At 35.9% G+C, this 14,024-nt stretch carries 16 protein-coding genes and 1 riboswitch; of the genes, 8 read left to right on the top strand and 8 right to left on the bottom strand.

What is annotated here, in order from left to right; genetic code table 11:
• The first annotated feature begins 143 nt into the window (after positions 1-143).
• Both MHB53_RS04760 and MHB53_RS04755 read left to right on the top strand, forming a co-directional pair.
• Positions 144-527, top strand: coding sequence for a VOC family protein (locus MHB53_RS04760; protein WP_340915999.1), 384 nt, complete (start codon positions 144-146; stop codon positions 525-527).
• Positions 528-861: 334 nt separating this feature from the next.
• The gene (locus MHB53_RS04755; protein WP_340915998.1) at positions 862-1,758 is read left to right on the top strand and encodes a phosphotransferase family protein; all 897 of its coding nucleotides are present in this window, start codon (positions 862-864) and stop codon (positions 1,756-1,758) included.
• A 394-nt stretch (positions 1,759-2,152) separates the two neighbouring features.
• On the opposite strand, the gene MHB53_RS04750 is transcribed toward MHB53_RS04755, so the two are convergent.
• From MHB53_RS04750 to MHB53_RS04740, 3 genes are all read right to left on the bottom strand, one after another.
• Positions 2,153-3,214 carry a DUF3900 domain-containing protein gene (locus tag MHB53_RS04750; protein WP_340915997.1) on the bottom strand — a complete coding sequence of 354 codons (1,062 nt, stop codon included), beginning with the start codon at positions 3,212-3,214 and terminating at the stop codon, positions 2,153-2,155.
• A gap of 115 nt (positions 3,215-3,329) precedes the next feature.
• Positions 3,330-3,503, bottom strand: coding sequence for a hypothetical protein (locus tag MHB53_RS04745; protein WP_340915996.1), 174 nt, complete (start codon positions 3,501-3,503; stop codon positions 3,330-3,332).
• 98 nt (positions 3,504-3,601) lie between these two features.
• Positions 3,602-4,231, bottom strand: coding sequence for a metal-dependent hydrolase (locus tag MHB53_RS04740; RefSeq protein ID WP_340915995.1), 630 nt, complete (start codon positions 4,229-4,231; stop codon positions 3,602-3,604).
• A 241-nt stretch (positions 4,232-4,472) separates the two neighbouring features.
• Between MHB53_RS04740 and MHB53_RS04735 the strand changes: the two genes are divergently transcribed.
• From MHB53_RS04735 to MHB53_RS04715, 5 genes are all read left to right on the top strand, one after another.
• On the top strand, positions 4,473-5,231 hold the full coding sequence (locus MHB53_RS04735; protein ID WP_340924472.1) for an exodeoxyribonuclease III: 759 nt from the start codon (positions 4,473-4,475) through the stop codon (positions 5,229-5,231).
• A gap of 11 nt (positions 5,232-5,242) precedes the next feature.
• Entirely contained in the window at positions 5,243-6,097 is an 855-nt protein-coding gene (locus tag MHB53_RS04730; RefSeq protein WP_340915994.1) for an SDR family oxidoreductase, read from the top strand.
• Positions 6,098-6,317: 220 nt separating this feature from the next.
• Positions 6,318-7,037 carry a YebC/PmpR family DNA-binding transcriptional regulator gene (locus MHB53_RS04725; RefSeq protein ID WP_340915993.1) on the top strand — a complete coding sequence of 240 codons (720 nt, stop codon included), beginning with the start codon at positions 6,318-6,320 and terminating at the stop codon, positions 7,035-7,037.
• 176 nt (positions 7,038-7,213) lie between these two features.
• Positions 7,214-8,233 (top strand): hypothetical protein, encoded by a 1,020-nt coding sequence (locus tag MHB53_RS04720; RefSeq protein WP_340915992.1) that lies wholly within the window; start codon positions 7,214-7,216, stop codon positions 8,231-8,233.
• A 62-nt stretch (positions 8,234-8,295) separates the two neighbouring features.
• On the top strand, positions 8,296-8,724 hold the full coding sequence (locus MHB53_RS04715) for a cell wall hydrolase (RefSeq protein ID WP_340915991.1): 429 nt from the start codon (positions 8,296-8,298) through the stop codon (positions 8,722-8,724).
• Between the two features lie 345 nt (positions 8,725-9,069).
• On the opposite strand, the gene cydS is transcribed toward MHB53_RS04715, so the two are convergent.
• Genes cydS through MHB53_RS04705 form a run of 3 tightly spaced genes read right to left on the bottom strand, consistent with a single transcriptional unit; the run spans position 9,070 to position 11,562 of the window.
• On the bottom strand, positions 9,070-9,177 hold the full coding sequence (cydS, locus tag MHB53_RS26250; protein WP_445661397.1) for a cytochrome bd oxidase small subunit CydS: 108 nt from the start codon (positions 9,175-9,177) through the stop codon (positions 9,070-9,072).
• 16 nt (positions 9,178-9,193) lie between these two features.
• Positions 9,194-10,219, bottom strand: a complete 1,026-nt coding sequence (locus MHB53_RS04710) for a cytochrome d ubiquinol oxidase subunit II (protein ID WP_340915990.1) — start codon at positions 10,217-10,219, stop codon at positions 9,194-9,196.
• The gene (locus tag MHB53_RS04705; RefSeq protein WP_340915989.1) at positions 10,216-11,562 is read right to left on the bottom strand and encodes a cytochrome ubiquinol oxidase subunit I; all 1,347 of its coding nucleotides are present in this window, start codon (positions 11,560-11,562) and stop codon (positions 10,216-10,218) included. Before MHB53_RS04705 ends, MHB53_RS04710 begins: the two co-directional genes overlap by 4 nt.
• A 494-nt stretch (positions 11,563-12,056) precedes the next feature.
• Here MHB53_RS04705 and MHB53_RS04700 point away from each other — a divergent pair, with 494 nt between their 5' ends.
• Positions 12,057-12,701 (top strand): formylglycine-generating enzyme family protein, encoded by a 645-nt coding sequence (locus MHB53_RS04700; RefSeq protein WP_340915988.1) that lies wholly within the window; start codon positions 12,057-12,059, stop codon positions 12,699-12,701.
• A gap of 158 nt (positions 12,702-12,859) precedes the next feature.
• Here MHB53_RS04700 and MHB53_RS04695 read toward each other — a convergent pair whose 3' ends face one another.
• Both MHB53_RS04695 and MHB53_RS04690 read right to left on the bottom strand, forming a co-directional pair.
• Positions 12,860-13,174 (bottom strand): DMT family transporter, encoded by a 315-nt coding sequence (locus MHB53_RS04695; RefSeq protein ID WP_340915987.1) that lies wholly within the window; start codon positions 13,172-13,174, stop codon positions 12,860-12,862.
• Positions 13,174-13,515: a DMT family transporter gene (locus MHB53_RS04690; protein WP_340915986.1), complete on the bottom strand. Its 342-nt coding sequence runs from the start codon at positions 13,513-13,515 to the stop codon at positions 13,174-13,176. The genes MHB53_RS04695 and MHB53_RS04690 overlap by 1 nt, the downstream gene beginning before the upstream one ends.
• Positions 13,516-13,588: 73 nt before the next feature.
• Positions 13,589-13,687, bottom strand: a riboswitch (guanidine-I (ykkC/yxkD leader).
• Positions 13,688-14,024 lie beyond the last annotated feature (337 nt).

Below are 14,024 nucleotides of genomic sequence, written 5' to 3'. Positions count from 1 at the left end.
AGAATGTTATGATAATAATGCGGCAAACGCTTTTTTGGGTGGGAGAGGAATTTGAGCTAATACCAAAGGTTTATTTGCCGAAATTGAAGGTAAATATGTGTGAGGTTCCACATTAACTTATCTAGCAGAATGGAGTGAAGCAAATGATTAATAAAGTTGGCCAAATTATGATATATGTAAATAACCAAGATGAGGCATTGAAATTTTGGACAGAAAAATTAGGATTTAGTGTAGTTTCTGAAGAGGATAACGGCCAAGGACTGAGATGGATTGAAATCGCACCAACAATGGAAGCAGAAACGAGCATCATCCTACATAATAAAAAATTAATTGCTAAAATGGAGCCCGAATTAAATCTTAATACACCTTCGTTAATGTTTTACTCGGAAAATATCGATAAATTATATAAAGACTTTTCTGATAAAAATATTACAGTCGGAGAAATTGTAAGTATGCCTACTGGCAGAGTATTTAATTTTGCTGATAATGAAGAAAATTACTTTGCTGTCATGGAAAAAAGTAAATGACAAAATGAAAGTAGAAATAAATATCAAAAACGACTAGAAATAGGTACCTATCCATTTTTAGTCGTTTTTGTGTTGTGAGACAATAAAGTAATTATCAACTCTATTGTTATTTACCATTATACTTTCATGGTCCGCTACTACTAGTAATACTACTTGTGATTTATATTCGCCAAGTGGTAGATGCTTTAACCATTACCAAATGTAACTGAATAATAAAGCGATTAGTTAAACGATACAATATAGAAGAATGTGTCTTTTTATCTAATCTATGAATAATATAAATTAAAAGAAAATCCTTTTAAATATAAGGAGTAGCAAAGGAGGAATATGTAAAGTGGAGAAGCTACAGGAAGCGATTGACCATTTTAAGTTAAATGTACTGACGATACAAGATGTTCCGGAATCTCATAGCTCTGAAGTCTTTAAAATACAACTATTAAATCAAGAAAACGTTTATATCAAAATTCCATATACAAAAACTAAACTTTTTCGGGAATATGAAACGTTAAACCTCTTACATAACGAAGTAAGTGTACCTACTATTTTAGATTTTTGGGAAGGGGATGAAATCCATACAGGTGCATTATTATTAGAAAATATAAACGGCGTTCCGTGTACTGGCAAGGTAAGCCCACAATTGGCTTATCAAATTGGTGTAAATCACGCGAAAATTCATGCAGTATCAATGCTGAAATATGGTACATTTTCAGAAAAAGGATTTCAGTCGTTAGATAATAATGATTGGTCAGCGTTTGTTAGAAAAAAATTTTTGGAATTTGAACCATATGTAAAAGAAGTGCTTTCACCAGAGTTATACGAAAAATCCATCGTTCATTTTGAAAAGCGTTTTAACGCTCTTCCAGAGCCTGAAAATCCATCAATTATACATATGGATTTTCGACCAGGGAATATCTTAATTCGTGATGATAGTGTTGTAGGAATTATTGATTTTGAAAGTGCGCGATCAGGTGCAACAGAAATGGATTTTACGAAAATAAACCGTGATATTTTTAATAAATATCCAAAAACAAAAGAAGCGTACATCGCTGGATATGAAACGATTCGGCCGATCATTGATTTAAATCAAGTATTATCTTTCTACTCTTTTTATGATGCTTTTAACTCAATAGGTTGGTGTAAAATTAGAGGGATTGAACAGCATCAAGATTTCTTAAATGAGAGTGTAAATATTTTAAATAGATCCATATTGGATAATACTGACAAGAACTAAGTATCCGCGTGAAATAAAAGAGTTACGGACCTACAATAATTTGTTGAGGCAAGTTGCACTAAAATAAGACCAACATTTTATTATTTATAATGTCAATCCACCAAAAGGTCAATGGATTGAAATAAACAGATATAATTTCGATTACATAGTAGATTTAGAGAAGGGTCGTATTTATTGAATGAAAAATGCAAGAGAAGTAGGGGGATAATAACTGTTGCTGCATTAAAGTAGTAGTGAGATAGGAAGGAAAAATGAACTGAATGTAAAGGAGATAGCCGAAACTATCCCTATTATTTTCGAACTCTGATAAATTAAGAAAACCTTCCACATGTTTATGAGTAGAATTATGTTTATTCCTACTCTCTAATCAATTATTACCCAAATTACTATCCCACTATTCCTTCTTATTCAATCTACCAATCAACTCATGCAAATCATCAGGTCTATGAAACTCAATAGGTGAAACTCCTTTTTCAAAGGTAACCGAATCTGCTTCTACTAGTAATACATACTTGTCATTTACTTTCGCTAGATGAATATTCTCGCCAAAATCAGCAAGCAATCCTTTGATGGATGTTTCGCCAAGTTTCATTTTTAACTCGGTTTCTGGAGCTAACTCAACTATTTGGGCAGAGGCTTCCACAATTTGTTCGGTCGTTAGACGCTCTTGGATTTCTCTTTGTGGGCTTGCTTCCCAAATTTCCATTTCCTTTTCAAACTGCTCTAACTCTTCGCTGTTATCTGCTAATACTTCGTTAAAATGCTCTTCAACCATCGTAATTACTTGTGTTCTTAAAATTTCTGGCATCGATTCACCATATTCCACAAATTTCAAGAAGTCCTCGAAGTATCTTGCGTGGGATGATTGATGGATTTTTAATTCGCTTTCTTCAATCATTCCTTCTTCAGGCATGTACGGGTATTGGATTGATTTCATGTTTTTCGTTGTAATCGCCATTTCTACATTGCGAATTAACGTAGATTCATCTGCGATGGAGGCTACTTTTGGTTCGAAATCGCATTTCATAATAAAGACAAATTTGTCATCAAAGTATTTTTTTGGTTGGGCAGCTGCAACAAGAAATGCACCTCCACGCACAGCACTTGTGTCGTGATAGGCAAGTACTAACGCTTCACTACCTTCTTGAAAATCAGTTTTTGATTCTGCATTTCTTAAACGATTAAACAGATTATAGTTTGGGTTAGAGTCCAACGCATGTCCTTCTTCTACGATAAAACGTCCGAGTTTTGTCGGTGCTGCTTCTGTTTTAGGATGGCGCTCTACTTTTCGCTTCACTATTTTCGTCAGTTCTCCGTCCAAAAAGTCCTTGATTGCGTGCTGATCATATTCATCCATATCCAATGTTTGAAAGTGTTTATATTGTTTACTTGCTTGCTCATCTTTACCTTCTACTTGAATGACGTAGAATGATAAAAAACGTATATCAAAATCCATAAGATCACCTAATTCTATTCATTTAGCTGTTCATATAAAGAGCTTATGGACATTTTTCATCCATAAGCTAGTTTGATAAAAGCTATAATTGCTCCTTGCATGTAAGTACAGAATATTACGTACCTATTTTACGTCTAGTGTTACTCGCTTTTTTTGTTTGTTGACTTGATAGCTTTTTAGTCGCAGTGCTACCTTTTAGATTTCCTTGTGATTTTTGGGCAGCTTGTTTTTCAGCGAGTTTCTTTTTGATAGCTTCTTGCAATGAAATTTTTTTAGGTTCTTCAGTCATGATTCGTGCCTCCTGACTTTGTTTAGTTTCTTTATTATACATGCTTAGAAAAAATAATATAAGTGAAAACAATCAATCTGTATGTTAATTTCATAAATTTACATTTCTATTTTAAAAAAAGGCTGGAATAACTTAATACCTTTTCTGTTACCTGGAAGCCATTTCATATCTAAAACTAAATGACTTGCGTAGCTTAAGATGCAAACTAGCATAATGCCCTCAACTTGTAAATCCTGTTCCAAATAGTAACCAATACCGCTAAAATAAGTTAATCCAATTATGGAATGGGTTAAGGAGCGATGGGGGAGTCTTGAAGCGATGCTAATATAAATACCTAGCATAATGAGCCAGATACTTTGCATAGCAAATCCTGCCATTAATGCGGCGAGTCCGGTCAGCAATAGCATCATTTTTTGCTTAACAAATACGGAGGGAAAGGTAAGCAATACGATTCCTGCACCCAAGCCGATCCACCGTTCTATTCCTGGAGCATTATCGAAACTGTATGCAATTAATAATAACCCGAATAATCCTAATAATAATATAAGCCACTTTTTATTCAACGATATTCTTTTGGATAATGTTCCTTTTACATCCAAATCAGGTACTAATCCGACACAGCCTCCCAAAAGCGTAAGTGAAACTGCGGTAGGTAAATCCACTCCTACATATTTCCCCACACCAATACCTACAATCCCACCTACAATAAAATGCGTTTTTCCATCCATTAAAAAGCCCCTTTTCTGTATAAAACTCTTGCTGCTAGTACTAGTATAACAACACGATCGTTTGTTTGGTAGCAAAAAAGTGATATAATATAAATTGGGCACTAATACGTGAAATTCCGCAATAATTATGCATGAATGTTAGCTATAGTACTTTCAGTAGTTGATGTTCGATTATTGTTAGATTTCACAGTTATGAAGAAAATTACGTCACTTTTTACTATAGATAAAGGGGATTTGGATGTTGAAACTTGTATCGTGGAATGTAAATGGCATTCGAGCTTGTGTGAAGAAAGGGTTTCTAGATTATTTTCATGAAGTAAATGCAGATATTTTCTGTCTTCAGGAAACAAAATGTCAAGAGGGACAAATCGAATTAAATTTAGACGGCTATTATCAATACTGGAATTCAGCTGTTAAAAAAGGATATTCTGGAACAGCTGTATTTACTAAGAAAAAACCACTTTCCGTAAAATATGGTGTTGGCCTTGCGGAAGAAGAAATAGAAGGAAGAATTATTACATTAGAATATGAGGGATTTTACCTAGTAAATGTCTATACTCCCAACGCACAAAGAGATTTAGCTAGATTGGGTTACCGTTTATCTTGGGAAGATGAATTACTAGGCTATATTAAAGAGCTAGATCAAATCAAACCTGTAGTCTATTGTGGTGATTTGAACGTGGCTCATCAGGACATTGATTTAAGAAATGCGAAGTCTAATCAGGGAAACTCCGGAGTGACAAAAGAGGAACGTGGGAAGATGACTCATTTACTTGAGCAAGGATTTATTGATAGCTATCGATATTTTTATCCAGAGCGAGAAGGTGTATATTCTTGGTGGTCATACATGAGTAAGGTCAGAGAAAGGAATATCGGCTGGCGTATTGATTATTTTATTGTATCTGAGCGTTTAGCGAATAACTTAGTAGATGCCCAGATTCATTGTGACATCATGGGAAGTGATCATTGTCCCGTGGCACTAGAAGTAAAAATAAACTAACGGGGTTACATATGAATAATCAAACTGCGATCATCACAGGTGCATCAAGTGGATTTGGATTATTAACAGTTGTTGAACTTGCCAAACGTGGATTCTCAGTTATTGCCACGATGAGAAATTTAGAAAGTAAAGAGACAATAATAGAATTATGTAAACATGAAGGTATGGAAAATCGATTACACTTTATCCAGTTGGATGTAACATGTCCAAAGTCGATTGAAAACTTTTCCGTGCAAATAGCTGAACTTCCTACAATCGATATTCTGATTAATAATGCGGGATTCGCGCTTGGAGGATTTTGCGAAGAGGTGAGCGTTCTCGAATACAAGGAGCAATTTGAAACCAACTTTTTTGGTGTAATTGCTGTGACACAAGCCGTGCTTCCATATATGAGAAAACAGCAACATGGAAAGATTATCAATTTAAGTAGTATTTCAGGCAAAATGGGGTTTCCAGGATTATCCCCATACGTTGCATCAAAACACGCGCTTGAAGGTTGGACTGAATGCTTGCGATATGAAGTCAAACCAATAGGTATCGATGTAGCTTTAGTTGAACCAGGTTCATTTAAAACCAATATTTGGTCTCGGGGCAAGAGGATAGCGGAGCGTTCCAGACTTAGCACATCTCCATATTCCACTTATATGATTTCAATTGAAAACGAATTAGAAAAGAGTAAAAGCAGCCATGGGGACCCAAGTGACGTTGCTACCCTTATCGCTGACATCTGTACGCATAATAAGTGCAAGAAATTCAGATTTCCAATTGGAAAAAGTGTGAAACTTAGCTTTTTCTTAAAAATGATTATTCCATGGAATCTATGGGAAAAAATATATTTCAAAAAATTAGGCTCTCATAAAAGTTGATGCCGATTTCTCAAATAATAAATTAAAAACAAGGCAACTTTTTTACACTTTTTTGAAATTATTCTCGTCATAAATTGCACATATAAGGTATAATATAAGCTCGTGAATGGGTATTTACCTTCGATTATTATTGTTGTTCGCAGTATGAACTCTACATAGTTGAAGTAGCTTATTTATTTTATTATTTGTGTTGATTCAAAGTTGAAAGTGAGTGTTCATTATGGGACGTAAATGGAATAATATTAAAGAAAAAAAAGCATCAAAGGATGCCAATACAAGTCGTATTTATGCAAAGTTTGGACGAGAAATTTATGTGGCAGCTAAGCAAGGTGAGCCAGATCCGGAATCAAATCAGGCATTAAAAGTCGTACTTGAACGTGCAAAAACATACAGTGTGCCGAAAGCGATTATTGACCGTGCGATTGAAAAAGCAAAAGGCGGTTCAGAAGAGAGCTATGATGAACTCCGATACGAGGGATTTGGACCAAATGGATCTATGGTAATCGTAGATGCACTAACAAATAATGTGAATCGAACAGCATCAGAGGTACGTGCTGCTTTCGGTAAAAATGGTGGAAATATGGGCGTAAGTGGATCTGTCGCCTATATGTTTGATGCTACTGCTGTCATCGGTCTTGAAGGGAAAACAGCAGATGATGTGCTTGAAATATTAATGGAAGCTGATATTGACGTACGTGACATTTTAGAAGAGGATGAATCAGTGATCGTTTATGCTGAGCCTGACCAATTTCATGCCATGCAAGATGCATTCAATCAGGCAGGAATAACTGAATTCACGGTTGCAGAAGTAACAATGATTGCGCAAAATGACATCACACTGCCAGAAGATGTGGAAGCACAGTTTGAGAAAATGATTGATGCGTTAGACGATTTAGAAGATGTTGGCCAAGTGTACCATAATGTAGATTTTAGTGAATGATCGTTTAAAGCGGACCATTACAAGGGTCCGCTTTTTTGGGTTCATCATGTCGTTTGAAACGGTTATGAAGTCTGTCGTCTAATAATGAGCATTTTATGTTGCCTTTTCCAATAGTAGTTTGAATATACAGACAAAATGATTGTTACATGTTATATTCAAACCAAGGGGGAGATAATGTGGCCATACATTTCAGAAAAGAAGAAGAATGGTTTAGTTTTAATGATGGAAAAGAAACATTGATTGAAAGAAAAACAGAAGTCCGTTTTGATCCACTGACAGGAGAATCTTCACGTCTTGTATTTGATCCAGGACTAATACCAGAAGTACCTAATTATACGGATGAAGCGGAAAAAACGGGTGGCAAAAATTGCCCATTTTGTTCAGAAAACATCTTTAAGATGACGCCAGTTTTCACGAAAGGAATTGCTGATGAAGGCCGTATTACGCAAGGCGAAGCGATACTATTTCCGAATTTATTTCCATATAGTAAACATAACGGTGTTGTGGCTTTCTCTGGACAGCATTATGTTCGCCTAGATGAATTTACAGTGCCCGTCATATGTGATGCATTTTTAGCAGCACAAACCTATATTAATAGAGTAAGTAAATCAGATTCTAAAGCTCAATATGCCTCCATCAATTGGAATTACCTCCCGTATGCTGGTGGCAGTATTTTGCATCCTCATTTACATATAATCGGATCAGAGTTTCCGACAAATTATCAAGCAATGACAATCGAGAAAGAAAAGCAATATACAAACGAGATAGGGGAAGCATATTTTTCAGAGCTTTACGAGATGGAAAAGGAAATTGGTGAAAGATGGATTGGTGAAAAAGGAAATGTTGCATGGATTCATGCCTATGCACCTAAGAGTCATAATGATTTTATTGGCATCTTTACCCAATCTACCTCTGTGCAAAGTATTACAGAACAGGATTGGCATGATTTTGCTGAAGGCTTAACATGTATTTTTGCAACATTAAAGGAACAAGGGTTTGCAAGCTTTAATTTATCTTTAAATATATCAACAGATCCTACATCTATTCAACCAATTCACGTACGGGTCATCCCGCGTCTAACAATAGGTAAACTCGGAACGAGTGATATTAACTTTTTTCAAGCATTACAACAAGAGCCTCTTACATATAAAGCGCCTGAAGATATCGCTAAAAAAGCGCGTGTTCATTTTAAATAACTCCGTCAACAATCACGACATCTTACAATAAGATAAAGATGTAGTGATATGGAGGTGGAGGTATGGCTGTAGTTAAAGCCAGAGAAGCAGATATCAACCTATTAGCAAGACTACTAAGAGCAGAAGCCGAAGGGGAAGGGCAACAGGGAATGCTCATGGTGGGCAATGTAGGGATTAATCGAATTCGAGCAAATTGTTCTGACTTTAAAGCTATTCGTACTATCCCGCAAATGGTTCACCAGCCACATGCGTTTGAAGCTGTGACACATGGATATTTTTATCAGGGGGCGAGAGAAAAGGAAAAGAAGTTAGCAAGAAGATCCATCCAAGGTCATCGAATTTGGCCAGCCAAATTTAGCCTATGGTATTTTAGGCCCCCTGGTGATTGTCCTCCTACGTGGTATGACCAACCATTTGTAGCCCGTTATAAATTGCACTGTTTTTACGAACCTACTGCTGAGGAATGTGAAGCTGTTTATAATACATTTTAATCATTTTTCAAACAAGTACTGATGAAGTGCTTGTTTGTTTTTTTATGTCTTTAAATCACTTGAATTTTTACGTATCTATAACTGTAAGAAGTATGGTTTTAGACAGCTAAGTTTTGGAATAACGATTTATTGTTATTTTAAAATACTATTCTAAAAAGCGGGAATATTGATTGATTAATACCTGGTACTAATTATTTTTAGGGATGTTAGTAGCTGCTCCTAATAACTTTTTATACTTGTGCGTACCACTAGAAACGGTGTAGAAACAAGTCGGTTTAAAGGGCATTTTTATAAAAAACAGTGTTCCATTCAGCAAAATATGCTTTATCGGAACACTGTTCGTCATTATTTTTCTTTTGTGATTGGACCGTCTTTCAGTGCAGCCCAGAATGCGAATCCAATCGCAGCAAACAAAACTATGAAGGGGGCGATAAATATAAAAAAGTTACCCATTATTATCTCTCCTCTTTTAAGGATGGTGATTTTTTTCCCCTTTTACATAATCTTTATTAAATAAAAATAGTTTTAGCAATAAATATAAGGATGGAATCAATAATCCTAGTCCTGCAATAAAAGCGACAATAAGTGAAATCGCCATGGCTCGATTCGTAAAACTATCATAGATTGTTAAATAAGGGTATAGCAAGTATGGATAATGAGAAAAACCATAGCCATAAAATGCAAACGCAAATTGCCCTGCTAATAAACCAAATGCTATTCCATAGTTTCTACGTTTCCAAATAAGCCATACTGTTCCGATAAATAACAAGAAGGATAAACCGAAAACCCACCATAAATTTATCATTCGTTGAAAATGCTCTTGGTTGTGGATGCTCAATTCAAAAATGATTCCACCAGCAGTAATAATTGTCGGCAATGCCCAGATCAATGCATATTTTCTCATCAAATTGGTTGCTGCTACATCTTTCGCTTTATTTGCATACCAGGTGAGGAAAACCGCTGAGATATAAAGGACAGCAGCAAGGCTTAAAACGACGATGCTCCATGTTAAAGGATTTGAAAATAATGCCCAATAATCCAATACAGGATTTCCATCAACTATTGAAATAAATCCACCTTCGGAAATGGTCAGTACAATAGATAAGGATGCTGGAATAAATAACCCTGATAATCCATACATGAAGGAATAGCCTTTATGCCCTCTAGACCCATACGTTTCAAATGCATAATAGGAACCGCGAATGGCCAATAAAACAATTGCAATGCTTACTGGGACGAGAAGGGTGGTTCCATAATAAAATGCTGTTTTTGGGAAAAAGCCAATGATCCCAACGAAAAAGAAAACGAGAAACACATTTGTTACTTCCCAAACAGGCGATAGGTAGCGTTGAATAATCTTTGTTAAAATATGCTGTTTTCCTGTAAATGCACTATAAGCGTTAAAAAATCCAGCACCGAAGTCAATGGAAGCGACGATAACGTAACCGAATAGAAACGTCCAGAGCACCATAATCCCTAGTATTTCTAAGTTCATGTTCGCACACCGCCTTTTTCATCTTCACGATCTTTTAGCTCTTGTTCCACTGGATTTCTTCTAAACATTCGACTTAAAACAACGATTGTCCCAATTCCTAAAATAATGTATAAACCAGCAAAAAGCATGAGCATCAAATCCACTTGATTGCTCGAAGTCGCAGCGTCAGCTGTTCGCATTATTCCGCGAAGTACCCAAGGTTGTCTTCCAACTTCTGCGAGCCACCATCCAGCTTCAATAGCTATAATCGATAGGGGCCCTCCAAGCACGATGAGCCATCTGAACCATCTTGTGTGGACGATTGGCCAACCACGCTTAATGCCAATCCAGAAAACAAGTGATAATAGTACCAGCCACATCCCGATCGTTACCATAATATCGAATAAGTAATGAATGTAAAGTGGGGGAATTTCATCTTCTGGAAACTGGTCCAAACCAATAACTTCAGCTGTTGGATCATTATGTGCTAACACACTAAGTGCGAATGGAATTTTTATCGCGTATTTCACTTCACCATCTTTTAAAACACCGTATAAAATAAGAGACGATTTTTCTTCCGTTTCAAAATGCCACTCAGCCGCAGCTAATTTTTCTGGCTGATATTCAGCCAAGTATTTTCCAGAGAAATCTCCAATCACAGCTGTAGCAATAGAGAAAATAAGCCCGAGCTTCATTGTTAAAAAGAGTGCTTTTTTATGATAGACATGATTGGAACCTTTTAATAGTCTGAATGCTGCAATCGATGCAAGTACAAATGCAGATGTCATGAATGCTGTTACCACAACATGCGTCACTTTTGTTGGCATTGCGGGATTAAACATTGCTATTAACGGGTTAACATTCACAAGGTTGCCATTCACAATGTCAAAACCTTGTGGTGCATTCATAAACGCATTTACCATCGTAATAAATACGGCGGAAAAAGAAGCGCCTATTGCAACCGGAATTAGCAGCAGTAAATGTTTACGCTGATCTTCAAAACGATCCCATGTGTATAAATAAATCCCTAAAAAGATCGCTTCAAAAAAGAATGCGAATGTTTCCATAAAAAGAGGAAGTGCAATCACATTTCCAGCAAGCTCCATGAAATTCGGCCAAAGTAGTGATAATTGCAAACCGATGGCGGTTCCTGTAACGACGCCAACAGCTACAGTTATAACAAAACCACGTGTCCATCTTCTCGCCAGTAAAATATAATGTTCATCATTTTTCTTAATTCCAACCCATTGAGCAATCATGATCATGAGCGGAATACCTACCCCAATCGTGGCATAAACAATGTGGAATGAAAGGGTAAGTTCTGTTAAAATCCGACTATAAAATAATGCATCTTCATTTACCAAACATCATTCGCCTCCTTAGCTGCCAAATAACCTACCAAAAATCGATATGAGCATAATCGCTGCTACACCAAAAGCAAGCCATATTAACTTTCGTTCATGGTTTTTATACATACACATACGCCCCTTCCTCATCATATTACCCTTATTCAGTGATTTTGAACGTATTTAAGATGGAAATATTTCAATGAATACTTAAACATAAAGGGAATATTTATGATTGAACGCTTAAATAAGCAACATAGATAGGAGTATATAAACAAGATGAAACTTCATCCATGCTACATTTTTATATTAAATGGAATATATCTTCATTTGATGGAGGGGGATCATTTACAAAATGACAAAGATCAAACTAAACTTTTTGGCTGATCTTTGTAAATAATAAACGTAATTTTTGTATTGATTTAATGATTCTAAATATGTAAAATTTGTAAAACAAAGATCGTTAGGAGGAGGAAGGGGTAATTGAAATAAAAAGTTACATGGATTATTCAATGGTAAAAATTCCAGGGGGAGAAATAGAATTAAGAGACGATAGAATAAAAAGCAAATGGAAAGCTGAAATAAAACCGTTTCTTCTTGCTCCGTATCCAGTACCTACGGGCCTGTACCATGCTATTGCAAATAAATCATCTCGCGCATTTGACGGAGAACTAAAACCGATTGTGAATATTTCTTGGAATGATGCCATTTATTTTTGTAATTTACTTTCACAGGAAGTCGGACTAAAAAAGTGTTATTCGATAAGTAATGGTGGGGAAAATATTATTTGTGATTGGGGATCAAACGGTTATCGACTACCTTCAGAAGCGGAGTGGCAATATGCATGTAAAGCAGGGACTACTGGTTATAGGTATGGAGAGCTTGATAAGATTGCCTGGTACAGCGAAAATTCAGGAGGAAAAGTCCTTGAAGTAGGGAAAAAGGAACCGAATGCATGGGGTCTGTATGATATGTTAGGAAATGTTTGGGAGTGGTGTTGGGATATATATGATGAACAAGTTTACGGCTCTTACCGAATTTTTCGAGGAGGTAGCTGGGCTGAGGAGGCCAGGGGTTGTGGGGCTTCGTGCCGTCGTCGTAGCCATCCGTCATTTTTCATAGACGATCTTGGATTCCGTCTTGCCCAATCTTATTAATCTAAATGCTTATTTATTATTTATATCCCTGTGCAATAGGAAGCACAGGGATGATTGATGTTAAATAAGATTTTTCCAACTGTATTTCGCAAAATAATAACCTTATAGGATTCCATTCTGTCAAATACAATAAGATAACAGTTATTAGCTATACATCTTTATGAGACAAGTTTTAATCCTATTGCTGCACCTAAAACCATAGAAATAAAAATAATTCGTTTCCATTCCTTTGATTCACCATATAAAAACATGCCTAAGATTGCTCCGCCAGACGCCCCGATTCCAGTCCAAATGGCATAAGCCGTCCCCATGGGCAGTGTTTTCATTGCATATGCAAGAAACAGAAAACTTGCTCCAAATCCCAGAATTAATAAAATCAAGGATTGCCAATTCGAATCCTTGTGCCATTTATTAATCATGGCCACACCAAACATTTCAAACACCCCAGCTAAAATTAAAGAAGTCCATGCCATTAGGTATCATTTCCTTCCTGAACTTTGTCTTCTGTCACTAATTTCAATCCAATGACACCTGCTAATAAAAGTAAAATTAAAATTAATTTACTTATCTTGAATGATTCTCCAAAGAATATGATTTCAGAAAAAACAGTTCCTGCTGTGCCGATTCCCACAAAAACTGCATATACAGTCCCTACGGGTAGTTTCCGTCCAGCCATTATCATTAAATAGAAACTAATTATGATAGAGATAACAGTACCAAACCAAGTCCAGAAATCATTTGCGTGTTTTAAGCCAATAACCCAGAAAACTTCAAAAAATGCAGCAATAAATACTTTAATCCAATTCGAATTCAATGTTTGTAACACCTCCGATTTTATTGTTACCAAAAAAACAAAAAAAGCCTGGGAAATAACTGTTAAAAACAGTTTCTCCCAGGCTTTTATCCTTCCGTGGCACAGCAAAGCTGCGAGTTTTCTCTCGGACCAGACCAAACTCACATATTGCGGAACCCTAGAAAACATTTAAGTTATTTGATTAACTCCAATTATATACCAAATTGAAATTTATTCAACTAAAAAGTAAAATGTAGCAATATTCCAATAATTATTTTTAAGACGATTATCCAATTTTAACTACATTTACGAAGTTTTAAAAGCCTTAAAGAATTACTGACACACTATTTTTCGAACTAATCCGGTATTACCTTGAAAGTTAATATGAATCCAACACTTGTGAAGATTCTACATAATTATCATTAGCTCAAACTTCGCACCTAAAAAAGTAAGCTAATCCTTTGAGCCTGCATGGCTATTGATTAAGTCATCATGTTCATTGACAAAATGCTAGGAAATACAAAAAACAC

Source organism: Bacillus sp. FSL K6-3431, from assembly GCF_038002605.1.
Taxonomy (GTDB): Bacteria; Bacillota; Bacilli; order Bacillales; family Bacillaceae_C; genus Lederbergia.
Note: the sequence above shows the minus strand (reverse complement) of the source record. Positions and strands in the feature narration are given on the sequence as shown.